This is a genomic window from Psychrobacter sp. KCTC 72983 (genome assembly GCF_014280455.1).
Taxonomy (GTDB): Bacteria; Pseudomonadota; Gammaproteobacteria; order Pseudomonadales; family Moraxellaceae; genus Psychrobacter; species Psychrobacter pacificensis.
The window spans coordinates 2,677,848-2,701,866 of the sequence record NZ_CP060390.1; the positions used below are offsets into that span (position 1 = coordinate 2,677,848).

Annotated in this window: 17 protein-coding genes and 1 other RNA gene; 5 read left to right on the forward strand and 13 right to left on the reverse strand. The window is 43.5% G+C overall.

The genetic code is table 11. From position 1 onward, the window contains the following. Nucleotides 1-35: 35 nt before the first annotated feature. The 7 genes from PSBA01_RS11490 to PSBA01_RS11520 form a co-directional block, all read right to left on the reverse strand. Nucleotides 36-1,820: an acyl-CoA dehydrogenase C-terminal domain-containing protein gene (locus tag PSBA01_RS11490; RefSeq protein ID WP_186474418.1), complete on the reverse strand. Its 1,785-nt coding sequence runs from the start codon at nucleotides 1,818-1,820 to the stop codon at nucleotides 36-38. A 329-nt stretch (nucleotides 1,821-2,149) separates the two neighbouring features. After that, nucleotides 2,150-3,943, reverse strand: coding sequence for an acyl-CoA dehydrogenase C-terminal domain-containing protein (locus PSBA01_RS11495; RefSeq protein WP_093070758.1), 1,794 nt, complete (start codon nucleotides 3,941-3,943; stop codon nucleotides 2,150-2,152). Between the two features lie 494 nt (nucleotides 3,944-4,437). After that, a complete protein-coding gene (locus PSBA01_RS11500) occupies nucleotides 4,438-6,150 on the reverse strand; it encodes a GGDEF domain-containing phosphodiesterase (RefSeq protein ID WP_186474420.1) in 1,713 nt (570 codons plus the stop codon). Between the two features lie 160 nt (nucleotides 6,151-6,310). Then, complete coding sequence (locus PSBA01_RS11505) at nucleotides 6,311-7,132, reverse strand: 16S rRNA (uracil(1498)-N(3))-methyltransferase (protein ID WP_416383520.1); 822 nt, start codon at nucleotides 7,130-7,132, stop codon at nucleotides 6,311-6,313. A 342-nt stretch (nucleotides 7,133-7,474) separates the two neighbouring features. Beyond that, nucleotides 7,475-8,323 carry a methylenetetrahydrofolate reductase [NAD(P)H] gene (gene metF / locus PSBA01_RS11510; protein ID WP_093070763.1) on the reverse strand — a complete coding sequence of 283 codons (849 nt, stop codon included), beginning with the start codon at nucleotides 8,321-8,323 and terminating at the stop codon, nucleotides 7,475-7,477. A gap of 13 nt (nucleotides 8,324-8,336) precedes the next feature. Then, entirely contained in the window at nucleotides 8,337-9,761 is a 1,425-nt protein-coding gene (ahcY, locus tag PSBA01_RS11515) for an adenosylhomocysteinase (RefSeq protein ID WP_186474424.1), read from the reverse strand. 334 nt (nucleotides 9,762-10,095) lie between these two features. Further along, on the reverse strand, nucleotides 10,096-12,009 hold the full coding sequence (locus PSBA01_RS11520; RefSeq protein ID WP_071003612.1) for a TonB-dependent receptor plug domain-containing protein: 1,914 nt from the start codon (nucleotides 12,007-12,009) through the stop codon (nucleotides 10,096-10,098). A 457-nt stretch (nucleotides 12,010-12,466) separates the two neighbouring features. On the opposite strand from PSBA01_RS11520, the gene PSBA01_RS11525 reads away from it, so the two are divergent. Further along, nucleotides 12,467-14,380, forward strand: coding sequence for a mechanosensitive ion channel family protein (locus PSBA01_RS11525; RefSeq protein WP_406947895.1), 1,914 nt, complete (start codon nucleotides 12,467-12,469; stop codon nucleotides 14,378-14,380). Nucleotides 14,381-14,420: 40 nt separating this feature from the next. Here the strand turns inward: PSBA01_RS11525 and PSBA01_RS11530 are convergent, their stop codons facing one another. From PSBA01_RS11530 to PSBA01_RS11550, 5 genes are all read right to left on the reverse strand, one after another. Continuing rightward, a complete protein-coding gene (locus PSBA01_RS11530; protein ID WP_186474425.1) occupies nucleotides 14,421-15,053 on the reverse strand; it encodes a DNA-3-methyladenine glycosylase family protein in 633 nt (210 codons plus the stop codon). A gap of 171 nt (nucleotides 15,054-15,224) precedes the next feature. Beyond that, nucleotides 15,225-15,956 carry a Smr/MutS family protein gene (locus PSBA01_RS11535; RefSeq protein WP_186474426.1) on the reverse strand — a complete coding sequence of 244 codons (732 nt, stop codon included), beginning with the start codon at nucleotides 15,954-15,956 and terminating at the stop codon, nucleotides 15,225-15,227. Between the two features lie 107 nt (nucleotides 15,957-16,063). After that, entirely contained in the window at nucleotides 16,064-16,939 is an 876-nt protein-coding gene (trpC, locus tag PSBA01_RS11540) for an indole-3-glycerol phosphate synthase TrpC (RefSeq protein ID WP_186474427.1), read from the reverse strand. 72 nt (nucleotides 16,940-17,011) lie between these two features. Continuing rightward, nucleotides 17,012-18,133: an anthranilate phosphoribosyltransferase gene (trpD, locus tag PSBA01_RS11545; protein ID WP_186474428.1), complete on the reverse strand. Its 1,122-nt coding sequence runs from the start codon at nucleotides 18,131-18,133 to the stop codon at nucleotides 17,012-17,014. A 101-nt stretch (nucleotides 18,134-18,234) separates the two neighbouring features. Further along, entirely contained in the window at nucleotides 18,235-18,858 is a 624-nt protein-coding gene (locus tag PSBA01_RS11550; RefSeq protein ID WP_093070771.1) for an anthranilate synthase component II, read from the reverse strand. A gap of 811 nt (nucleotides 18,859-19,669) precedes the next feature. Between PSBA01_RS11550 and glnA the strand changes: the two genes are divergently transcribed. Further along, complete coding sequence (gene glnA / locus PSBA01_RS11555) at nucleotides 19,670-21,079, forward strand: type I glutamate--ammonia ligase (protein WP_186474429.1); 1,410 nt, start codon at nucleotides 19,670-19,672, stop codon at nucleotides 21,077-21,079. A gap of 222 nt (nucleotides 21,080-21,301) precedes the next feature. Continuing rightward, nucleotides 21,302-21,994 carry a DUF4124 domain-containing protein gene (locus tag PSBA01_RS11560; protein WP_186474430.1) on the forward strand — a complete coding sequence of 231 codons (693 nt, stop codon included), beginning with the start codon at nucleotides 21,302-21,304 and terminating at the stop codon, nucleotides 21,992-21,994. A 121-nt stretch (nucleotides 21,995-22,115) separates the two neighbouring features. Here the strand turns inward: PSBA01_RS11560 and PSBA01_RS11565 are convergent, their stop codons facing one another. Further along, nucleotides 22,116-22,832: an SIMPL domain-containing protein gene (locus PSBA01_RS11565; protein ID WP_186474432.1), complete on the reverse strand. Its 717-nt coding sequence runs from the start codon at nucleotides 22,830-22,832 to the stop codon at nucleotides 22,116-22,118. Nucleotides 22,833-23,084: 252 nt separating this feature from the next. On the opposite strand from PSBA01_RS11565, the gene ffs reads away from it, so the two are divergent. Both ffs and PSBA01_RS11575 read left to right on the forward strand, forming a co-directional pair. Next, nucleotides 23,085-23,181, forward strand: an RNA gene (gene ffs, locus PSBA01_RS11570) — signal recognition particle sRNA small type. Between the two features lie 209 nt (nucleotides 23,182-23,390). Beyond that, on the forward strand, nucleotides 23,391-23,987 hold the full coding sequence (locus tag PSBA01_RS11575) for a LemA family protein (RefSeq protein WP_186474434.1): 597 nt from the start codon (nucleotides 23,391-23,393) through the stop codon (nucleotides 23,985-23,987). Nucleotides 23,988-24,019: the final 32 nt, after the last annotated feature.

Consider the following 24,019-nt stretch of genomic DNA (forward strand, 5'->3'; position numbering starts at 1 on the left):
TTTTCATGGCTTTATCGGGTCTTCATGATGAGCATTTAGCTGGCTGGTACATCAAAGTAGTCAAGATCAAAGTTCATCATTGGGTCACTACCAGCTTTAACCATCTGTGCATGCGCATTGATACGTGGCAAGATACGGCCAACGAAGTAATCTGCAAGCTTGGCTTTATTGGTATAAAAATCGCCTTCTTTGCCATTAGCGGCTTCTACCATCAACGCAAACATGTATGAGTAAGCAAGGTAGCCAAACGCATGCATGTAGTCAACCGCGCAGCCATTGATTTCGTTTTTGCGTTCGCCAATATTGTTCAGCACCGTTGTGGTGAGCTCTTCAATCGTATCCGCTGCATCTAAAGTGGCTTGTTTGATACCATGATCCGCTTGCATATTGTTAACAAAATCACGAATCTCACCCAAGAAATGGGTGACATATTTGCCGTTATTTTTTGCCACTTTACGGCCTAACAGATCAAGTGCCTGAATACCGTTGGTGCCTTCATAAATCTGCGCAATACGAGTATCACGAACGATTTGCTCCATACCCCATTCGCGGATATAGCCATGACCGCCAAATACTTGCTGGCAATCAACCGTGGCTTCTAGTGCTTTGTCGGTTAAGAAGGCTTTGGCAACTGGCGTCAGTAGGGCAACGCGCGCCGCCGCGGCTTGAGCGGCCTCTGGGTCAGTACTAAACTTTTCTTCGTCAAGGTTTTTGGCGACATACATGGCAAAGCAGCGTGACGCTTCGGTGTTGGCTTTGGCATTTAGCAGCATGCGGCGCACATCAGCATGGTGGATGATGGCATCGGCAGGTTTTTCTGGGCTTTGGATTTGAGTGTCACTGCGACCCTGACCACGGTCATTGGCGTATAATGCTGCGTTTTGATAAGCCAGCTCAGAGCCACCAAGACCTTGCAGACCCATGGTCACACGCTCATAGTTCATCATAATAAACATAGAAGATAATCCGGTGTTTTCTGCGCCAACCATCCAGCCTTTGGCGTTATCAAAGTTCATCACGCAAGTGGCAGACGCTTTGATACCCATTTTGTGCTCGATAGAGCCAACCGCCAAGGTGTTGCGCTCGCCCAAGCTACCATCTTCATTGACCAAGAATTTTGGCACGACAAACAATGAAATGCCTTTTGAGCCTTCTGGCGCATTGGGGGTTTTTGCCAATACCAAATGAATGATATTGTCAGTGAGGTCATGCTCACCACCAGTGATAAAGATTTTGGTACCAGAGATATTATAGCTACCATCATCGTTTGGCACGGCTTTGGTTTTGATGATACCGAGGTCAGTACCCGCATGCGGCTCTGTCAAGCACATGGTACCAGACCATTCACCGTTATACATTTTTTCTAAGTAAGTCTGTTTTTGTTCTTCAGAGGCAGCGGCATTCAGACACAGCGTTGCACCGACGGTTAGGTTCGGGTATAGGGCAAACGATTGGTTGGCCGTAAAAACCATCTCTTCGGTGAGCATGGTAACCATTTTCGGGAAGCCTTGACCGCCGTATTCAGCGTTACCGCTTAAGCCAACCCAGCCTGATTCAGCATACTGTTTGTACGCGTCTTTAAAACCTGTTGGCGTAGTAACAACGCCGTCACCCTCAAAGGTTGCACCTTCTTCGTCACCGCTACGGTTGATAGGCAACAAAACGTTTTTTGACAGTTTTGCCATTTCTTCTAAAATCATATCGACGGTTTCGGTATCGACATGAGCTAGGTTTTCGTTATTTTGCCAAAATTGTGGCGCTTTAAATACATCATTTAATATAAAACGCATGTCATTAAGAGGGGCGTTATAAACAGCCATAAACATTCCTTTGGTTTAAATAGATAAAATTGGAGTTGTTAAGATTATCAACTGTTCTCTTGATGTAACCTTAGCGATTCATGTTCAAAGTTTAACAAATAAGCTTGTAGGCGGGTGTATTTCTTCGTGAATTGTGCGTGCACCAAAAGTTAGCAGCCACTATTGCAGTCATTAAGTAGGTTTTGGACAGAGCAACTACTTATAAAAAGCACGCGACTGGTTGCTATCAACGATCATAATCAGCACAGTAAGACCCATACCGAAAAAATCGGCAACACACCGAAGTATGTTGCCGATAAAAATACGATATAAGAGGGATTTGGGGCTAATTAAAAAGCAAACTGGTCCACATCCATGCTCATGTATGGCTCAACGCCTGTGCTGATACGCTGTACATAGGTCGTGGTACGTGGTAGTAGTTTAGTGAAATAGAACTGAGCCGTTTTAACCTTGGCATCATAGAATGCTTTTTCGCCAGTGCCGTCGGCAATAGCGGTTTGAGCAACCAATGCCATACGCGCCCATAAATAAGCCAAAGTTACATAACCACTAAAGTACATGTAGTCAACCGCAGCAGCGCCAACAGCGTCTGGGTTTTCAGTGGCTTGCATGCCAATACGTGATGTTAGATCACCCCATTCTTTGACATGTTTGGCAAGCGGGCGGATGAACTGACCCATCTCGTCATTGTCTTTGTGCTCTTGGCAGAACGTCTGGATAATTTTGACAAAGTTTGCAAGCAGTTTGCCTTGCGAGCCCAGCACTTTACGTCCAAGAAGATCAAGAGCTTGGATCTCAGTGGTGCCTTCGTATAGGCAAGCAATACGGGTATCACGGACGTTTTGCTCCATGCCCCATTCACTGATAAAGCCATGACCACCATACACTTGGACGCCGTGATTGGCAGCTTCGAGCCCCGTTTCAGTCAAGAATGCTTTAGCAATCGGTGTCAATAGTGACAGCATTTGGTCAGCAAACTTCAGGTCATCGCCTTCGCCTTTGGCAACGGTATCGGCAAAGTGTGAGAGGTAATAAACCAGCGCACGACCACCTTCGGCAAAGGCTTTTTCGGTCAACAGCATGTTGCGAACCGCTGGATGAACGATGATTGGGTCAGCGACTTTTTCTGGCGCTTTGGCACCTGATAGCGCGCGCATCGCTAGGCGGTCTTTTGCGTAAGTCAATGAGCCTTGGAACGCGTACTCTGCTGCGGTCAAACCTTGAACAGCAGTACCGATACGAGCGACGTTCATAAAGGTAAACATGCACTGTAAACCGCGGTTTTCTGGGCCAATCAAGTAGCCTTTTGCACCATCAAAGTTCATCACGCAAGTCGCAGACGCTTTGATACCCATTTTGTGCTCAATAGAGCCACAGACGACGTTGTTGTTTTCGCCAAGGCTGTTGTCTTCATTGACCAACACTTTAGGTACGATAAACAGTGAGATGCCTTTGGTGCCAGCAGGCGCGCCTGGTAGACGGGCTAGAACGATATGAATGATGTTGTCGGTGAGGTCGTGCTCGCCTGCTGAGATGAAGATTTTTTGACCGGTGATGCTATAAGTACCGTCATCATTTGGCTCAGCTTTGGTACGGATAATACCCAAGTCAGAACCCGCATGGGCTTCTGTCAAGCACATGGTGCCTGACCATTCGCCGGTGACCATTTTTTCTAGGTAAGTTTGTTTTTGCTCATCAGTGCCATGGTGCTCGATGGTTTGAATTGCGCCATGCGATAGGCCAGGATACATAGAAAATGACCAGTTAGCCGTACCGACCATCTCATTGATGACCGTTGATAGTGAGAACGGCATGTTTTGACCACCAAACTCTTCTTCAGCAGATAAAGCAGGGAAGCCAAGCTCACAGTACTGCTTATAAGCTTCTTTAAAGCCTTTTGGCGTGGTGACCTTACCATTGTCAAACTTACAGCCTTCTGCATCGCCGCTTTGATTCAGTGGTGACAACTCGTTTTCGGCAAAGCTTGCCGCCATTTCAAATAGGCTGTCCATTAGCTCGCGGTCAGCTTCTTGGAACGCTGGTAATGTTTTATAATGGCTTTCACTATCGAGTAGCTCATGCATCACGAACTGAATATCACGTAAGGGCGCTTTGTATTGCATAACTTCCTGTCCTTTTTAGAATGTAACCGATCATAGCCAACAATGAGCATATGGTCGCACTATCCTCTAGTGCGTTATTCTTACCTAGCCAGTCTGGAAATCTAAATAAATGATAAACAGTGAAGCAGGTCAACCATGCTATCGATTACATAAAATAGTGTTGAAAAGAGTGGTGATTGTCAGAGTCAAAGAAAGATTAAATGTGCTCTAACAAATTCACTATAAAAGATAGGCTTTCATTAGCGATTATACAAGTTTGGTGAAAGCACTGATAAGTCATGAACCTGTCTTGCATCGATTGTGCAATCAACGTTAGGCCTCAATCTGAATCATTAATAACCCTATGAAACATTGACCGATATACAACAGGACAGATCAAAGATTCAGAGTTATATCAGCCAATTTTCATCATAAAAATAACGTTCACATAAAGAAAAACCGCTTCAGAGGCAAAGGCGCCAATAAGCGGTTTTATGATACCCAGAAAACAAGAGCTATTCGGTGGCATACTGTTTGACCAGCATCTCAGTGGCCACATCAGCGGGCACAGGTTTGCCAAACCAATAGCCTTGTCCATTTTTGCAGCCCATATCGAGCAACACATCGCGCTGCTGTTCGGTTTCTATACCTTCTGCCACCACATGCATGTCTAGAGCATCTGCCAAGTCTAGAATGGCTTTTACAATGGCATGCTGAGTACGGTCGGTATCAATTTTTGAGATAAAGCTCTTATCAATTTTGATAAAGTCAAAGGGGTAGTCTTGCAGGTAACTCAAGGATGCATAGCCCGTACCAAAATCATCTAAGGCAAGACGGACGCCCAATTCTTTGAGAGAGTTGAGTTGTTTTCTGACATCATCATGGCGCTGAATCAAAGAGGATTCGGTCACTTCGATATGCAACTGACACGCCGCAATATTGTGCTGTACCAATAGGCCGCTCACCATGTCAAAAAATTCAGGATGACTAAATTCGGCCGCATCGGCATTGATGCAGATATGCTGACAAAACCCTTGCTGTTGCCATTCAGATAACTGATGGGCAATCTTGTTAGCCATCTGTGAAAACAGCTCAAACGAGAGCTTATGGGTCAAAATAGCATCGATAAAATGTTTTGGTTTGAGTAGACCGCGAGTGGGATGTTGCCAGCGAACTAGTGCTTCAAACCCTGTGATAATCCCCGTATCCAATAAGAATTTTGGTTGATAATAGGGTATAAACTGTCCTTCAGCCGATGCTGCTCTCAGATCGGCTTCTAACTGTAGGCTACCTGAAGTGGCTTCCTCAATCGTTTTGTCATACCAACGGATATCATCGCCGCCGTGTTGTTTGACATACTGTAAGGCTTTTTCTGCTTTGCTCAACAGTCCTGTTACCTGAGCATCATTTTTGGGAAAGTAACTGACGCCTACAGAAATATGGCAGTAGATATTTGCATTTGTGGCCGCGTTTCCATTCATTGTGAAGGGTATCTCGCACATCTGCATGAGCGTATCTAATTGATGACGTACCATATTGCCATCTTGACACTCAAACAATAACGCAAAGTCATCCCCGCCAAAGTGGGAAAAGCAGCGTAAATGCTCTAAATGGAGCTCTTTGATACGTTTCACAAACTTCTGTATTAAAGTGTTTATTCCCTCAGATCCCAGCAAGCTTGCCAGATTGCGATAGCGGTCTATATTGAGACGTACAATCACGACTTCTTGATAAGTGTCTAATAAAACGTCACTGGCCTGACTCAAAAACACTTTGCGATTGGGCAATCCAGTGAGTTGATCGTAGTTGAGTAAATGAGCAACCTGCTTTTGATCTTTAACGACGGCAGACATGTCGCGTAGCATACCCACATGAAATACCGTTTGGTCGATACAAATTTTACGATAGGTGATTTGGCAATCGATCGTCTCACCATAGCGATTGGCCATGGAAAAATCCAACTCGTAGAAACCTGACTCTCTTAAATTATCCTTAATCTCTTTTAGGATAAGCTGCTCTTCTTCTGACAAAAATTCAGCCGCGTAAATACCGAGTGGACGACCGACCAAAAAGGATTCTTTATAGCCAATCATAAGCTCATAGCTGGCATTGACAGATAGATAGCGTAAATTACTGTCTAGCACAAAAATAGCATCTTCGATCTGCTCACACAGTTGGGCCATGAGTCGCTGTTTAATCGATACTGGAATGGGGTCAAAGTTGCTCATAATAATGTTTCACAAAAAATAAAGGCTTATAAAAAATAAGTACTGTGATTCAATTTACTAAATTAGAACTAAGATCACTTTTGATTCTACACAATACAAAACAAAAGTTCTATTTTAAAGTGTCTATAAATGATAGTAAATCTCATTAATAATACTGATTTTAACCATACAAAGCGAGTAAAGTAGTCAATGCAACCACGGGTGCTGTCTCTGTACGTAATACCCTACTGCCAATTTGCCAAGGCATAAAACCTACAGATTCGGCTTTTTGACATTCATCGTCACTGAGACCTCCTTCAGGACCAATCAATAGTTCAATATAGGGAGACTCTTGCTTGAGAACTGAGGCCAGTTTCTCGGGTTTTGCAGGTTGTCCAGCTGCTGGCACACTCATCTGCATACGTAGATTTGCAGCGCTACGTAGCACTTGATAATAAGTGTCTTGGCTGAGTATAGAGACGATAGGACTGACCATTGTTGCTGTATTCAACGCATCAGACGCAGGTTGATTCAGCCATTCATTGATAGATAGTGGGGCAAGTATCAGAGGTGGGCGATTCAGGCCGCATTGCTCGCAGGCTGCTATAGCGACTTGCTGCCAGTGAGCCAGTTTTTTCTCGATTTGTGCAGGTTTTAGATTGACCTCGCCATGATGACTACTAAGCAGTTGAATAGCCGTGACGCCAAGCTCGGTTGCTTTTTGTACCGCATAATCCATACGCTCGCCGCGACTCATTACTAAGCCGATTTTACTAATAATAGGCGCCGTACGATCATCCTTTAGATAAGTGAGGAGAGTAGCCGTCGCGTTTTTTTTACTGATTGCTTTTAGCTCTACCTTATATTCACCACCAAATCCATCGAACAAGATACCTTGATCACCGATATTTGCACGCAGCACTCGGCACCAATGATGGACGATGCTGTCTGGCAACTCAACGTGGCTCCCTAGAGGTAGGTCACCCAGCTTAGGTAAAGGCATAGCATCAATATTGTCGTTATTAATGGCATAAAAAAAACGTCGCACTTGGTCTTATTCCTATTATTTGATTGTGAGCGGTTATTATTGACCCAATAGAATATCACTTGATGCCACGAAAGGCATTCCTTTTATGATAATTACTGCCAGATAACAGCGCTCAACGGATAAACGACATTATCATATAGTCAGAAAAATTTAAGAAATACATTAAGATGAAATGTGTTTTTTGATACATGAATGTCCAGTAGATAAAATTTTCCAATAAAAAAACTGGCACTCCGAAGAGCGCCAGTTAGTTATAAATTCATTATATATTTGCTTAATGATCAAGATTATCAAGTATTAAACAGTAAGTCCTAATGCTTCAACCAAGCGTTTATTTGGCTCAACTTTGTTCATGCTATAAAAATGCATGGCTGGCACGCCTTCGCTCATTAAGCGCTCACATAAGCGATACACCACATCAAAACCAAACTCGCGAATAGATTTGCTGTCATCGCCAAAATCCGCCAATCGCTTGCGCACATAACGCGGAATATCAGCGCCGCAGCTATCAGCAAAGCGTATCAGGTTACTAGAGTTGGTGATCGGCATGATGCCAGCTACCAATGGCTGGGCAATGGTATCGATACCGCGTTTCTCTAACGTGTCACGCAAATACAGATAGCTGTCTGCATTATAAAAGAACTGCGTGATCGATGCATTGGCACCAGCGCGGTACTTATTCACCAAGTTGTCAACATCAAACTCAAAGCTACGCGCTTGTGGATGCATCTCAGGATAGGCCGCCACTTCGATATGGAAGTGATCGCCTGAGTACTCACGAATGAACTTGACCAAATCTACCGCAAATGGCAGCTCACCCATACCCACCTGACCGGATGGCAAATCGCCACGTAGTGCGACAAGACGTCTGATTCCTAAGCTTTTATAAAACTCAAGTAACTCAGCGATTTGCGCTTTGTCATCGCCGATACAAGACATATGCGGCGCAATTTCAGTCTCACTGCGCGCGCTTAGTGCTTGTACGATGTCTAAGGTACGGCTACGAGTTGACCCGCCCGCACCGTAGGTCACCGAAAAATACGCCGGTGACAACTTATTTAGCTCATCATAAGTGCTAAGAAGCTTTTCGTGACCTTGCTCGGTTTTTGCAGGAAAGAACTCAAAGGAGAAAGCAGGCTTACTCACAGTCAGGCTCCTTTTAGTATTTATAAGCGTCAGGTTTGAATGGACCTTCGACAGGCACACCCAAATATTCAGCTTGCTTTTGGGTCAGCTTAGTCAATGTACCGTTAAAGCCTGCAACCATCGCAGCGGCCACTTCTTCATCCAATTTCTTAGGCAATACTTTTACGTATAGGTTGTCAGTACGTTGGTCAGCTGGCAAGTCAGCGAATTTTTCTTCGAACAGATACATTTGAGCCAATACTTGGTTGGCAAATGACCCGTCCATGACACGTGATGGGTGACCAGTTGCGTTACCTAGGTTCACTAGGCGACCTTCGGCAAGCAAGATCAAATAATCGTTTTCATCATCTGAGCGGAATACTTGATGCACCTGTGGCTTGATCTCAACCCAGCGCCAGTTATCACGCATAAACTGAGTATCAATCTCGGTATCAAAGTGACCAATGTTACATACAACCGCACCAGGCTTAAGGGCCGCTAGCATATGACGGTCACAAACGTGATAGTTACCAGTCGTGGTGACAATCAAGTCTGTGTCTTCAAGCAAGCGTTTGTTGATGCTGTCTGCACCGCCAGTGTTGTCACCGTCGATGTATGGTGATAATACTTCAAAGCCGTCCATACATGCCTGCATGGCACAGATAGGATCCACTTCTGACACACGGACAATCATGCCTTCTTGGCGTAAGCTTTGCGTAGAGCCTTTACCTACATCGCCGTAACCGATAACCAAAGCGCGGCGACCAGCAAGGAACATATCGGTAGCACGTTTGATAGCGTCATTTAAGCTATGACGGCAACCGTATTTGTTGTCATTTTTAGACTTGGTAACTGCATCGTTGACGTTGATGGCAGGCACCTTTAATGTACCTTTATTCAACATCTCAACCAAACGGTGTACACCAGTGGTGGTCTCTTCTGAGATACCATGGATAATATCGAGCATTTGCGGATAGTCATTGTGAACAAGAGCTGTCAAATCACCGCCATCATCTAAGATTAAGTTGGCATCCCACAGCTGACCTGAGGCTTCGCCGCCAACGTGTACTTGCTGACGCAAGCACCATTCGTACTCTTCTTCTGTTTCGCCTTTCCACGCATAAACAGGGATGCCAGCAGCAGCAATCGCAGCAGCAGCATGGTCTTGGGTCGAAAAGATATTACATGAGGTCCAGCGGACTTCCGCACCTAGTGCGACTAGTGTCTCGATGAGGACAGCAGTCTGAATAGTCATGTGGATACAGCCAGCGATTTTCGCGCCTTTTAGCGGCTGGTCTGCTTCGTAGCGACGACGCAAGCCCATTAGGGCAGGCATTTCAGCTTCGGCAAGGGTAATTTCACGGCGGCCATAATCAGCAAGGCTGATGTCAGCGACTTTATAGTCAGTAAAAGAGGGATCGATCGTATGGGCAGAGGGTGTAGTAGACACTGCGTCCATAATATGCTCCTATCAGTGGTTAACGAATGATAAAAAGAATAAAAACGCAGGTGCCGTTGTTTGCGCTGTTGATGACCAAGAATAGGTAGCCAACAGTTAACCGAGCCTAACATAACCTGTGACTGCATAACGATAGAATGTTAATGCGGTAAATCACTGTTATGGCGCAACACCTCTCGGAGGTCGTTATTGTAATAGATGAGTGGTTAATTGTCACCTTTTGCTTGATATAAATAGTAAGCGTTTGGAGTATTTACTCATACAAAAAAAGGCCATCGATTGATGACCTTAATTTATTTTGATAATGATAGGATTTTTATACTGCTAGACAGGCTTAGAACCAGTTATAGGTTAAAGAGGTGAAAAAGTTAGTACCGTCAGTATTATAGCCAATATCTGTTATATAATCTTCGTTAGTGATGTTGTTTAAGCGTGCCGTCATAGACAAGTTATCAGTAAGCTTATAGTTACCACTGATGTTCAGCAATCCATAATTGTCTACAAATTGAGCGTCAGTATTGGTAATTCTGCTGTAATAGTCTCCCACATACTGATATTCAGCGCGTATATCTAAACTTGGTAAACGGTAGCCTATGTAGACTAATCCTTTATGTTCAGGACGATAAGGAAGGTGGTTACCACTGTAATCTATGGCATTCTGACTAAAATCTACTCTGCCAGTATAGTCACTCTTATCTTTAGCATCTTGATAGTCATAGCTACCACCAAATAAATAGCTATCAATAACCCAATCAGATGTTAATGATACACCTCTAATTTCAGCTTTATCTACATTGACAGCTGTGCCTTCTGGAAACGAAATTAGATCATCAACATCATTATAATAGCCAGTCAGCCGTGTAGCTTGTAATGGTGTGCTGTATTCAACAAAGGCTTCATAGTTGTCGCTGGTTTCCGGCTGTAGATCAGGGTTGCCACCATATCCAGGGTATATATCATTGAACGTAGGTGCGCGGAACCCTTTTGCGTAGCTGGTACCAATACGCCATTCAGGGTTAATATGGTAGGCGCCGCCGAAATTATAAGTGGTTTCATCACCATATTGTGAGTTGTCATCAAAACGTATATTAGCTTGGGCATCGAACTGGTTAGTTGCCAAAACATAGCCTAAAAAGGTACTGGTCACATCGCGATCATCAATGTCATATTCACTACTATCTAGGCTTTGATTTAGGTACTCAACGCCGTAAACGCCTTGGCCGACCGCAAGTTGATGTTGACCTACTAAGCTGATTTGATCTTGTTTGCTGTCAAACACTCCACCGTATTCGCTAGAAGAGTCACTTTTATCAATTGAGTGACCATACTGTAATTTAAGTGAAGAGCCTGGTAGATAACGCCAATCTACGTATGCTTGAGCGCTACCGTTTTCTTGATCAGCATGAGCATTCTCATAATCACCATCATCAAAATCGGTAGTGGATTTACTGTACAAAGCACTGGCGCCTGCCAACCATTGATCATTAATACGTTGATTTAAAGCAATACTTACGTTGTCGCTTTCAAATCCATCTTCATCTTTATTATAACCAACTGCATTAGGCAGCTTGGCGCTAATGCCGTCATCTTCATTGTGACTAGCTGACAAACTCAATGTCGTGCCAGTCTCGTTAGCGAACTGTGCGCTAGCACCGTATAAGTATTGATCATTTGAGCCGACACCAGCGGTAACTGACATACTGCTTCGATTTATATTGCCGCCTTTAGTGAATACTTGAATGACACCGCCCATCGCATCCGCACCGTAGATGCTAGAACCTGATGCTCCATAGAGAACTTCAATTCGATCAATTTGATCAGCAGGTAGCAAGTTTAACGCGGCGCCGCCCGCACTTAACGAGCTATACCGTATACCATCAATAAGTACTAATATTTGTTTATTATCATAACCGCGCATATAAAAATTTGAGGTAGTCCCTGAGCCGCCATTGGTGTAATGACTGAACCCTGGCTGACGTTTTAAAACGTCAAGTGCCGTCTGACCTTGATAACGCTGTAGCTCTTCCTTATCAATCACGCGAGTTTGTGCAATCACATTACTGGTTTTGGTAGGCGTACGCGTGGCTGTTACGACAATTTTGTCAAGCTCAACTTGGGGCATCTCGCTATCGTTAGTATTGATTATCTCAGGGGTCGCCGCCATTGCTGTGTTGACTGCAAATAAACCAAGCGTGCTTAAGATACTTAGGCGAAGATAGGTACGTGAAGATGAACGTGATAAAGACATGGTCAATTCCAAAATAATCAAATTAAAAAATACAGACATAAAAAATAACTATTAAGACGTAAAAGGTGTCAAAAGTTACAAAAAACAGTATATAAGCAAAACTGTGCTCATTATCTACAAAAGTTCCGCCTTTATAAACCACTTTAACCTAATGTTTCTTCACGGTAGGATGAATATAATTCATGATGAGATGCTGATTATTAATTAGAGAGCTACTTTTTTATTAACGCCTATTATTTTAGTAAGCGGAATGGATTGCACAGAGCGCTAAAAACAACTGACTCACACAGTTAGCGACAAAAACCTATAATCAAAAGCACTGCTGTTATAAATAATTGTTATCATAGTGCCGATATTATGTGTTCTTCATTGTGCCACTCATAAAGTTAAGAGGTTTGTTTTGTCTACTCAGCATAATCTGACTCCCAGTACCGCGTCCTCTCTCCTAAATTCCATCATCAAAATATCCTCTATAGTCATAGCGCTGGTGCTGGCTGCCGTGTTGAGTATGGTGGTGCCGCATACTGCTTTTGCTGTGGATGCGGGCGCGCTTGGCGTGAATGGTGATAGTAGTGAGGAGACGGTAGCTACACCTTTACCTGATTCATTTGGGCGAGATACACCGCGTCATACTGTACAGGGTTTTATCAGTGCGCTGAGCGAAAACGACTACTTGCTGGCAAGTAACTATCTAAATTTATCCAAGTCCGATAACCCAACGACTGTCGTACGTCAGTTTAAACAAGCGCTTGATGCGGGTGGGCGATTCCAACCTGATTTGCAAATCAGTAATACCCCTGAGGGCAATCTCACCGATCAACTACCACCAAGTCAAGAAAATGTCGGTGTGATTAACATCGGTGAAAAAAGTGTGTCGTTGTTACTAGAAAGAGTGGTCTCCAAGGAGAACGAGCAGTATTGGCAGTTCTCGAGTGAGACGCTGAGTTCTATACCGGAAGTGATAGAAAACTCAGAGCCGACCTTGGTATCGCGCTACACGGTGGATTCATTAGATGGCAAAAAGCTCTTTGGTTATCAGCTGGCTGATTTGGTTGCTGCGCTATCCATGATTGTGAGTAGCTTTGTCCTCACTTATATCGCAGTATGGCTGTTATACCATCTATTGAGGATTGTTTATCCTCGTGTGCGCGGCGTGCCTTTGCCATTACCTGACAAAGTGATACTGCCGCTTTCTGTGGTCATTATGGCGCTGATCTTATCTGAAGTGATGGTCTATGCAGGTGTGTCCGTCACGCTGCGCGAACCAGTCAATCGCTTTACTGATATTGCTTCTTGGCTTGCGCTAACTTGGCTGCTATTACGAGTTATTGATGCCATATTTACTCGAGCGGTCAACCTAAGCTATAAGAAAAACTATACTGAGCGTGTCTCAATCTTGGGACTGCTCCGAAAAGTCGTCAAAGCGCTACTCTTAATATTTGCGGTCATTGTCATTTTTGGTAATTTGGGTTTTGACTTAACCACAGGTATTGCTGCACTGGGTGTGGGTGGTTTGGCATTGGCACTTGGTGCACAAAAGACCATTGAAAACCTTGTTGGTAGTGTCGTAGTCGTCGCGGATTCACCAGTACGTATCGGTGATTATTGCAAATTTGGCACTTATGAAGGTACTGTTATTGACATCGGTATTCGCTCATCACGTGTGCGCACATTGACACGGACCGTTGTCACGGTGCCAAACGGTGATTTTTCATCGATGCAGATTGAAAACTTTACCTCGCGTGATATGTTCCGCTTCTTTCATCAGTTGTATCTGAAGCGTACTGCGGATATCGATGTGGTCTTCAAGATGGTCAAAGACTTAGATGAGTTTTTAAAAGAGCATGAGATGACCAACCAAGAGTGGAATCAAGTTAATATTTTAGAGCTACGCCAAGACTGCTACGTCATTCAGCTACAGGCATATATCAATGCCAATGATGTGATGGAGTTTTATGATAAGCAAAACGTGGTGTTCGTTGATGTATTAAACCAAGTCGCAAAATATGATGTCGAACATGCATTGCCAACCCAGCAGCTGATTGTCAATCAAGCGGAGCTTGAACATCATATGGAAAACAATATTGTTAAAACAGAGGATGACGCCTCAGAAGACCATAGCGATACGAATAGCAATGAAACAAATGTCAGTTTAGAAGACAATGATGATAATAATTCTGATGATGTGACTATCAACAAAGACACCGACAATGCTAACGATGATATGGCAAATAACCAAAAGTCATCTATGGCAACTGTCAGTAGAAAGGGTGCGCTCAAAGCGCTCAAACACAAAAGTCGTATGCTAAGAAAAAGCAAATTTAAGCATACTAAAAACAAATTTAGCTTGTCTATATGGAATCAGCCTTAGAAGTGATTTTTCCATATAGGCAATTATTCTACACGGTCAGCTATAAAGGTACTGCGGTTTTATTGCGTAATAAGCCGTAGTATGACCAGAGCAGTAAGCTGGCAGCGCTGCGATACGGTGACCAGTGCTGAGTGAGGTTGTTAAGCTGCTTGGGTGTTGGTCGTTCTGCTAAGCCTAATAACTCCATCGCCGCAACCTTGATGGCCAAGTCGTCAACAGCAAGCACATCTGCGCGTTTTAAAGAAAAGAGCAGGTACATCTCAGCGGTCCAGCGTCCGATGCCCGTAACCGCAGTAAGTGTGTTTATTACCTCTTCATTAGGCATATTTTCTAAAGTTGCAAAATCGATATTATGATCCACTAAGGAGCGGATATAGCGAGTTTTTTGCTTAGACAATCCCTGAGCTTTTAAAGCCTCGTCAGTTGCTTCACCGATTTTATACGGCGTTGTCAACGCAGCATCAACCAACCGCTTCCAAATACTTGCCGCCGCCGCAACAGACAACTGCTGACCGACCATCGCTCTCATTAACTGCTCAAACCCACCTGCATTCTGCCTAAGATCAGGTAGACCAACTTGCTCGTAGATAGCCGCGAATTTTGGCTCAATTGCAATCAATGCGCTGATGTTTTCGGATAGCTCTTGGGGTGTCTCAATGGTTTGTATGCTCATATTGATGTCACTTTGGTAGTTAAATAGTGAGTGGATAATTCAATAGTAAAGGCTGATAGGCGAATATCAAAGGAATAATCGTTAAGGGTTGACAGGTGGATAATCGATAAAAAAAGGACTGCAAGTAAGCAGTCCTTTTTTATTTAATAGAGTTATCATAAGCGATGACTTCTATTCGCCATCTGTTTTAGGCTTTTTGAGCAGTACCAATACCGCGCCATTGCCACCGTCTTTTGGCGGTGCAGAGCAAAATGCCAATACTTCTGGCAATTGACGTAACCAACCATTGACACAGGTTTTTAGAATTGCTTCGCTACCTTTACCGTGGACGATTTTTACCATGGTTTCATTTTTTTGCTTCGCTTGACTCAGTAGCTGAGTCATGGCGTCACGTGCTTCTTCTATCGTACAGCCATGGATGTCTACCGCATCGTACCAACGCAGCTTGCCTTTTTTGAGCTGATCAAAGATTTTATTTTGCAAGGTTGGCTGCTTATATGACAGGTAAGCTTCAGCGGCGACAGGGTTCAGTAGGGCTTGCATGTCTGACAAGCCTGCGCCTAAATCGCTGGCTTCACTGCCTTGAGCGGCCGCACGTTTTGATAGTGTTGCGGCATCAGGTTTGCCTACTCTTGCCGTGCTAGTAGGTGAGCGTACGTTTTTGTCTTCTAGCTGAATGACACCATGCATAGCTTGCATGAACAGTACTTTGTCATCGTCAACATGTTCACTGTCTAGCTGCTTGACGGTCTTTTTCACTTGCTTTTGCGTTGGCAAAGCGACAGGCTCAGTGGGCTTTTGGTTTTCACCTTCAGGTGAGTTGGTATCACGGCCTTTACTCAATTGGCCTTTTAATTCTTTAAGTTGGTCTTGCATTTCTTTTGAAAACAGAGAGTTTGACATAAAAGTTAACGTATCGTTGGTTGATGAATGAAAGGTTGAGTCATTTATAGAGTAAATATTTTATTCAAGCTATCTGATTCTATTGAGGCTTGAACTATTGAGTTACTTTACTCGTCTACTGCGACGCCCGCAAGTAAGGATTGTAACGCTTGTCCCGGATGATCGGTTTTCATAAATTGTTCACCGATTAAAAAGTGCTGAATATCATGACTTAGCATAAGCCGAATATCATCCCTGCTATGAATGCCGCTCTCGGTCACGATCAGTGGTTTTTGATCGGCATTATCAGCATCAGCAGAGAGTGCTTCGATTAAGATATTTTTCAAATCGAGCGTGGTTTGTAGGTCCACATCAAACGTGTTTAAATCACGATTGTTAATACCGTAAATATTGTGCGCTGAGCGTGGTAGCTGTAGCGCCCGATCAAGCTCAGACTGTGTATGCACTTCTATCAACACATCCATACCAAGCTCAATACTTAGCGCGTGCAACTCTTGTACTTGTGTGTCATCTAGGCAGGCCATGATGAGTAAGATGCAGTCAGCACCCATTAAGTAAGATTGATATATCTGATAGACATCAATCATAAAATCTTTGCGAAGTATTGGTAAGCTTGAGACATTTGCCGCTTGAATAAGGTACGTATCATCGCCCTGAAAATAATCGCGATCAGTCAACACTGATAGACAGCTGGCACCCGCTTGCTCGTACTGCTGCGCAAATAGAGCAGGGGTAAAATTATGATTGATAACGCCTTTAGATGGCGAGGCTTTTTTGATTTCAGCAATAATGCCAACACCATTATTTTCAGGGCTAGCAGCACGTAGGGCAGCAGCAAAACCTCGGCGCGGTTTGTTAGCAGCTGCGACTTGCGCTTTTAAGTCTGCAAGGGATAGCGCCGCGCGAGCTGCATTTACTTCTTCTACTTTGGTTGCGACAATGCGCTGTAGTACCGAAGGTATGTCTGAATGAGTTGTGGTCATGCTGTTATCCGAATATTGTTAAAGGTAAATAGGTAGTGATATATAGTTTTGCACTGTATTGGTGCGTATAAGTCAACCCTCAATCACTAGCTGCTGCGTGTATTTGGCCAAAGACTCAAGCTTGAGTAAAGCATCACCATTTTGGATAATTTTTTGAGCTCGGCTAACGCCATTAGGATAGTTGCTGGCAAGTCCGGCGGTATATATTGCCGCACCTGCGTTCAAAGCAATCATATCGCGGGCTTTAAGTACAGCACGGTCATGGGTATCAGCACCAGATAGAGCAGCGCGGATCAGCGCAAGGCTTTGCTTAGGAGAGTCGACATCGAGACCAATCAGGGTTTGCGATTCGATACCTGCATCTTCTGGCATCATCTCATAAACGGATATTTCACCATCTTTTAGTTCAGCAACTGTGGTCGAGGTTGCTAGACTGATTTCATCCAAACCATCTTTTGCGCCGACGACCATGACATGCCGTGCGCCTAGGTTTTTCATGACTTTGGCAATTGGCTCACACAGCTGCGCGGTAAAGACACCAATAACTAAATTGGGCGTACCAGCAGGGTTGGTTAATGGGCCTAAAATATTAAAGATGGTACGCGCTTTTAGCTCACGACGTACAGGATTGGCATAACGCATGGCGCTGTGATGGTTGGGCGCAAACAAAAATCCAATCCCTTCATTCTCGATACAATCTTTTGCTTGTTCTGGAGTCAGCGCAAGACTGATGCCTGCTTGCTCAAGCAAATCTGAGCTACCAGATCTGGTTGAGACACCACGATTACCATGCTTGGCAACTTGTGCGCCAGCCGCCGCGACAACGAATGCCGATGCAGTCGATACGTTAAATAAGTTGGCACCATCACCGCCAGTACCAACGATGTCGACCAAATAGTCGCAGTTTTTTGGCTCAATATTGGCAGCCAGCGCACGCATCGCACTGGCTGATGCGGTGATCTCATCGATGGATTCGCCTTTCATACGTAGACCTGTCAAAATAGCGCCCATCATCGCGTCGCTACATCTACCTTGCATGATAATCAGCATCACTTGATACATCTCATCAAAGGTCAAATCGATGTGCTGAAAGATTCTACTCAAAGCCGTCGTCAATAATTGATGTATTTGGGCATCAGACAGTTTTGCAATACCCTCTGGCGTGTGAGCTTCTTCTGTTTTTGTCGTACTCATGATGATCTCGCTTATGATTGTTTTTTTATGTGAATCTGTTTTTTGTGTGAATCTATCTATGATTTGAGATAGAGTAATGAAAGCAGGTTCTTAAGTCAAAACTAGCCTACCTGTGGTAGCGCATCTGATGCTAGTTTTGCCAAGCCATAAGTGTGTAAAAAGTTATTAAGTAGTTGATAACCTGCTTCGCTCAAAATGGACTCAGGATGAAACTGGACGCCTTCTATGGCAAGTGACTTGTGACGGATACCCATGATCTCTTCAATACTACCATCAACGTTCTGCGTCCATGCGGTCAGCTCAAGGCAATCTGGTAGGGTACGCTTATCAATGACAAGTGAATGATAGCGTGTGACTTGCGATGGGTTTGGTAGTCCGGCAAATACGCCTTGGTCATTATGATAGACGGCTGATAACCGTCCGTGCATAACTTCACCTGCTTTGACGACTTGCCCACCAAACGCCTGCCCAATCGCTTGATGACCCAAACAAATACCAAGTATCGGAATAATGCCTTTGAATGTCTCGATAACTTCGAGCGAAACACCCGCACGATCAGGGTCGCATGGACCTGGGCCAATAACAATCACGTCCGGTGCTAACGTTCGAATCTGCTCGATAGTCACTTGATCATTACGCCAAACGGTGATGTCCTGCTGCAATTCACCGAAATATTGTACGATATTGTACGTAAAGCTGTCGTAATTATCGATCATCAAAATCATGAAGGTTTCAACTTATCAGTTTTATTCTGTTTGTAATATAGGATATACGCCTACCGATGTTCAGGGCTTTAGTTACCAAACACAAGCAGCTATGATTACGACATAGGGCGTTATGGCGCGCGGTTATCTTACCACTATTTTGTTCTCTATCAAATGCAGAGCATGGGCTAGCTAAATAAGCATTACATAAAAATATTTTTCTCTCATCATAATGATTTCACGATCAGAGAAACATCAGCAAATCGATATTTTATTATTGCACCGTAAAAGAACAATATAATAATTATAAGATTTTCTCAGCACCAATATAGTGCAAAATTATCACAATTAGTGCGTCGAATAACCTCTCGACATAAAGGTTGTTAGCAAAAATATATTTTTATATAAAAGTTATTTTGCGTAAGGCGCTGTAATTATTGGAAAAATTTTGTTTTAAGTGAGGTAAATAGTAATTTATTTGAGATATTGGCATAGCCTTTGCATTGAGGTTGGTATGATTATTGATGACCATAAAAACGGGTCTAAAAATAATTATTCATAAGTGCCAGAAGAGTTCAGCATGACGAGTTATATATTGCTAGAATGATATGAGAATTGACTTAGGATGTTTGTAGACCATTGAGATGACTATTGGTCTAATTAAGAAAGCGTCTTAGGTGAGTGTCTTGACTAATCCAACAAATAGTGCTGATAATAAGCATAATATCGAATGCGCTGTTTGGTATTGGAAGGACATCTGGAATTCTTGCACAAGAAATGGCACCAACAATTTTAAATTGCAATAACGTGACCAACACAACGGAGATTATGTATGTCGAACAAATTATTAGATCTTATTCAATCCTCTAATGCTAAATGGGTTGACTTTCGCTTCACTGATACACGCGGTAAAGAGCAGCACATCAGTTTCCCAGCATCGACTATCGATGAAGATGTCATGGAAGATGGCAAAATGTTTGACGGCTCATCTATCGCTGGTTGGAAGGGTATCGAAGCGTCTGATATGATCTTGCGTCCTGATCCAGAAACGGCGTTCGTTGATCCGTTCTTTGATGCGGTTACTGTGGTCGTGACTTGCGATATTATCGAGCCATCAACACTACAAGGCTACGATCGTGACCCACGCTCTATCGCACGCCGCGCTGAAGAGTACTTAAAATCCACTGGTATTGGTGATACTGCTTACTTTGGTCCTGAGCCTGAGTTCTTTGTATTTGACGATGTAAAATGGTCAGTTGACATGTCTGGCGTCAGTCATAAAATCACGGCTGAAGAAGCAGCTTGGTCAACCAATGAGACGTACGAGTGGGGCAACATGGCGCATCGTCCACGCGTCAAAGGCGGTTACTTCCCAGTACCACCAATCGACAGTTCACACGATATGCGTTCTGTCATGTGTGCACGCATCGAAGAAATCGTTGGCGAAGGCCGCGTAGAAGTTCATCATCACGAAGTGGCTTCTTGCCAGTCTGAAATCGGTGTAGCGTTCAACACGATGGTACGTAAAGCGGATGAAGTTCAGCAATTGAAATATGTTGTCCATAACGTGGCGCACCAGTTTGGTAAAACAGCGACCTTTATGCCAAAACCAATCGTTGGTGACAACGGTTCAGGTATGCACGTACATATGTCAATCTCAAAAGATGGTGTAAATACGTTCTCTGGCGATGAGTATGCTGGACTATCTGAAACGGCACTGTATTTTATCGGCGGTATCATCAAACACGCTCGTGCGCTGAATGCGATTACCAACCCATCAACGAACAGCTATAAGCGCCTTGTACCGCATTACGAAGCACCTATCAAGCTTGCTTATTCAGCGTCTAACCGTTCGGCGTCTATTCGTGTGCCACATGTGAGCAGCCCAAAAGCGGTACGTATCGAAGCACGCTTCCCTGATCCAACGGCGAACCCATACCTAGCATTTGCTGCGCTATTGATGGCAGGCCTTGACGGTATCCAAAACAAGATGCACCCAGGCGAAGCAGCTGACAAGAACTTATATGATTTGCCACCAGAAGAAGAAGCGCAAATCCCAACGGTTGCAGAGAGTCTAGATGTTGCACTACAAGCACTAAAAGATGACCATGACTTCTTGTTAAAAGGCGATGTGTTCACTAAAGACATGCTAGAAGCGTTTATTGCATTGAAAGAAGAAGAAGTACAACGCCTAAACGTGACTGTACACCCTGTCGAGTTTGACATGTACTACAGCTGCTAATAACGAATTAGTCCGTTAAGTTAATTCGATAAAAAAGAACCAGTCAAGTGAATTTTGGCTGGTTTTTTTGTACCTGTTGGAAAAGATAGTGGTATAAATGGATGATATTTTTTTAAATACCATTGATTTCACATCAAATCCTACTGATTTTGCACCAAAAGTGTCGCATAATAGTTCTTATAAAAGTATATTAATAGTAAATACTAATTAGGTTGACTGACTATGAGTTTGTTATCAAAGCGAGATTTGTTACGAGGTAATATACAGTTAGGAGTATTGGCTATCATGGCTAGCCTTTGTACGCCTCTCAGCAACGCAGCACCCATCTATAAAGTGATTGATGAGCAAACAGGGCAAATCACCTTTACCGATCGTCCGCAGTCTTATGAGGAGCAGGCAGGAAAACAAGTCAGCCAGACCAGCGTTAATACCGGCGAAAGTAGCGCCCCCAAAGGAATGCCAAGTGAGGCCAGAGGCAATACTGATCTTCCAGCTACCGCTGCCACCAAACCTGCGGTGAATATCAATTATCAGTTGAGTATGATTGAGCCGAGTACTGAGCGTGCCTATCAGCGCCCTGCACAGAGTATCGTCATCGCGCTTGATGTAAAGCCTGCGCTACAGAATGGCGATCAAGTGAGTATATATTTGGATGATAAAGAAATTGCTCAAGGTCTGAGTGCCTCTGTTGCGACAGTTGATCTGCAGCCAGGCCCACATAGTATTCGCGCTGTCGTAAAAACAGTATCAGGACAAACCCGTCAGCAAGTCAATCGTACGGTACATGTCATTCAAAACACCTTGATTCTACAAAAGAAAAAGAAGCTTGCCGAGCAGCTGCTTGCTTACGAGCGCTTGCCATGGCACCAAAAGGTCTTGTTAAAAATGCGCGGTAATGACGCTGTATCTCAATAGCAAAGTCATTAGTAATATATAAATAAAAAGGGCAGACGTGATCATCGCGTCTGCCCTTTTTATGTATTGCTTCTACTGAGCTTTAAATAAGCCTGTTGTCATTTACTTATTTGGTACTTACTTATTTGGTCAACTCAATGGTACCATTGGCAGTCACTGAGATAGTGCTATTACCAGACTCAAAGCTTTGGCTTGGTACCGACTCGTCTGCCATGCCTGATTTCATGCTCATAGCGCTATACATTGGACGTGGATAGTTGTTTCCTGTGTTTAGATTGACCGTGACCACACGGTAGCCGCGTGCATTCCAAGCGCGCGTTAGGTTTTTGGCCTGCTGCTGGAAGGCGCGAGACGCTTCTGTCATTAGTTTTTGCTCTAATGCATCTTTTTTGGTGTCTGAAACCCCAAAATTAAGATTATCCATGACTAAGGTTTCTTGTAAATCCGCAATCAGCTGACTGGTTGCTGCAAAGTCTGTACTTTTCAAGTCTATGTTTGCTTGACCTGTCCAACCAATGATTTTATCGTTTTTGTCATAGCGTGGATAGGTACGCTGCTGCCCAGTGCTCACAGTCACGCTTGGGTAGCGTTTGGCAATTTTCATGGCATTATTGATTGACGTATTAAGCATCGTGGCTAAAGTTTTGGCATCCGTTGCCTGAGCCTTTTTATATAAGCTGGCACGTACTTCATCGTTTTGGATTTCTTCTTTTACTTCTGTCTGAAACGTCAGTTGGTCATAGCCTGTTGGCTCTGCATGGGCACTACCCATCATGGCTGTCATTAAACAAGCAGTACCAGAAGCGATGGCCAGTTTATTCAATAGAGCATTTTTCATGGTTATCTCCTAAATCAATGTTAAGGGTATTCATATGAATACTTTCAAAAGGTATTTACAAAGGAAGTTGTACCTCTTATTTTTAAGTGTTGACATGTGTGCAACTTCATTCACTAAAATAACAAAATCTGTATAAGTTGCTGTGAGAATTTTGTGAGCTAGGTTACTGGGTTATTTTTCGATTAAAACAAACAGTTTTGAGATAGGGGTTGTAAAATTAAAAAATCCTTGTATAATCTCATCCGGTGGCTCCATTGGTAGCCTCGCAACATTGTTCTATGAATCCCGCCAGGACCGGAAGGTAGCAACGGTAATAGATTTGATGTGTGCCGAGGATGTGCTGATGGAGTCGCTTTTTTTTGCCTAAAATTTGATAGATATTCTAATAAAGTACCTAATATACTGGTATTCTGTATTAAGCCCTTCATTGTAAAGGGCTTTTTTTTGTCTAAAATTTCATTCGATTTCTTATTTAAATTAAAAGCGTCATTAATTAATATGCGTTAAAATACAATGTACTAACGTTTGTTAACATTCTGGACACTTTGAGGTTTGGTTATGAAGATGTTTGTTTGGCTGTTCATTATATTTGTGGTGCTAATCGTTATGTTTGGGGTGTCCATATTTAATAAATTGGTGCGTGCACGTAACCAAGCAAAGAACGGCTTTGCGCAGATAGATGTGCAGCTCAAACGTCGCCATGATTTGATTCCAAATCTAGTCGAAACAGCCAAGCGTTACCTGACTCATGAGGAAGAGACACTGACACGAGTTATTAGCGCACGTAATCATGCTCAAAACCTACAAGACTCGCATAAGCATCAGCCAGACTCACAAGAGCACATGGCACTATTTGCCAAAGCAGAAGGCATGTTGTCCAAAGCGTTGAGTCAGTTTTCGGCAGTGGTAGAAGCCTATCCTGAGCTTAAAGCGGACAGTATGATCAAAGAGTTGATGGATGAGCTGACCAATACCGAAAACAGAATCGGTTTTGCTCGTCAGCACTATAACGATAGTGTGATGTTTTATAATAATGATCGTGAAGTGTTCCCTAACAATCTTGTCAGTACAACCTTTGGTTTTCGTCCGCTTAGTCCCTTGGTATTTGCAGACAGAGATGTCATTGCTAAAGCACCGAATGTTAACCTGGGCTAAGATTTAGATAAATTTGACCAAGGTTAGGCAGC

Coding starts and splice junctions, on each gene's coding strand:
- PSBA01_RS11495 (WP_093070758.1), bottom strand. CDS start 3,943: ATGCAATACAAAGCGCCCTTACGTGATATTCAGTTCGTGATGCATGAG.
- PSBA01_RS11565 (WP_186474432.1), bottom strand. CDS start 22,832: ATGAAAAATGCTCTATTGAATAAACTGGCCATCGCTTCTGGTACTGCT.
- PSBA01_RS11490 (WP_186474418.1), bottom strand. CDS start 1,820: ATGGCTGTTTATAACGCCCCTCTTAATGACATGCGTTTTATATTAAAT.
- PSBA01_RS11500 (WP_186474420.1), bottom strand. CDS start 6,150: ATGAGCAACTTTGACCCCATTCCAGTATCGATTAAACAGCGACTCATG.
- trpD (WP_186474428.1), bottom strand. CDS start 18,133: ATGAGTACGACAAAAACAGAAGAAGCTCACACGCCAGAGGGTATTGCA.
- trpC (WP_186474427.1), bottom strand. CDS start 16,939: ATGACCACAACTCATTCAGACATACCTTCGGTACTACAGCGCATTGTC.
- PSBA01_RS11505 (WP_416383520.1), bottom strand. CDS start 7,132: ATGCCTTTACCTAAGCTGGGTGACCTACCTCTAGGGAGCCACGTTGAG.
- ahcY (WP_186474424.1), bottom strand. CDS start 9,761: ATGGACGCAGTGTCTACTACACCCTCTGCCCATACGATCGATCCCTCT.
- PSBA01_RS11560 (WP_186474430.1), top strand. CDS start 21,302: ATGAGTTTGTTATCAAAGCGAGATTTGTTACGAGGTAATATACAGTTA.
- PSBA01_RS11535 (WP_186474426.1), bottom strand. CDS start 15,956: ATGTCAAACTCTCTGTTTTCAAAAGAAATGCAAGACCAACTTAAAGAA.
- PSBA01_RS11520 (WP_071003612.1), bottom strand. CDS start 12,009: ATGTCTTTATCACGTTCATCTTCACGTACCTATCTTCGCCTAAGTATC.
- PSBA01_RS11530 (WP_186474425.1), bottom strand. CDS start 15,053: ATGAGCATACAAACCATTGAGACACCCCAAGAGCTATCCGAAAACATC.
- PSBA01_RS11575 (WP_186474434.1), top strand. CDS start 23,391: ATGAAGATGTTTGTTTGGCTGTTCATTATATTTGTGGTGCTAATCGTT.
- glnA (WP_186474429.1), top strand. CDS start 19,670: ATGTCGAACAAATTATTAGATCTTATTCAATCCTCTAATGCTAAATGG.
- PSBA01_RS11550 (WP_093070771.1), bottom strand. CDS start 18,858: ATGATTTTGATGATCGATAATTACGACAGCTTTACGTACAATATCGTA.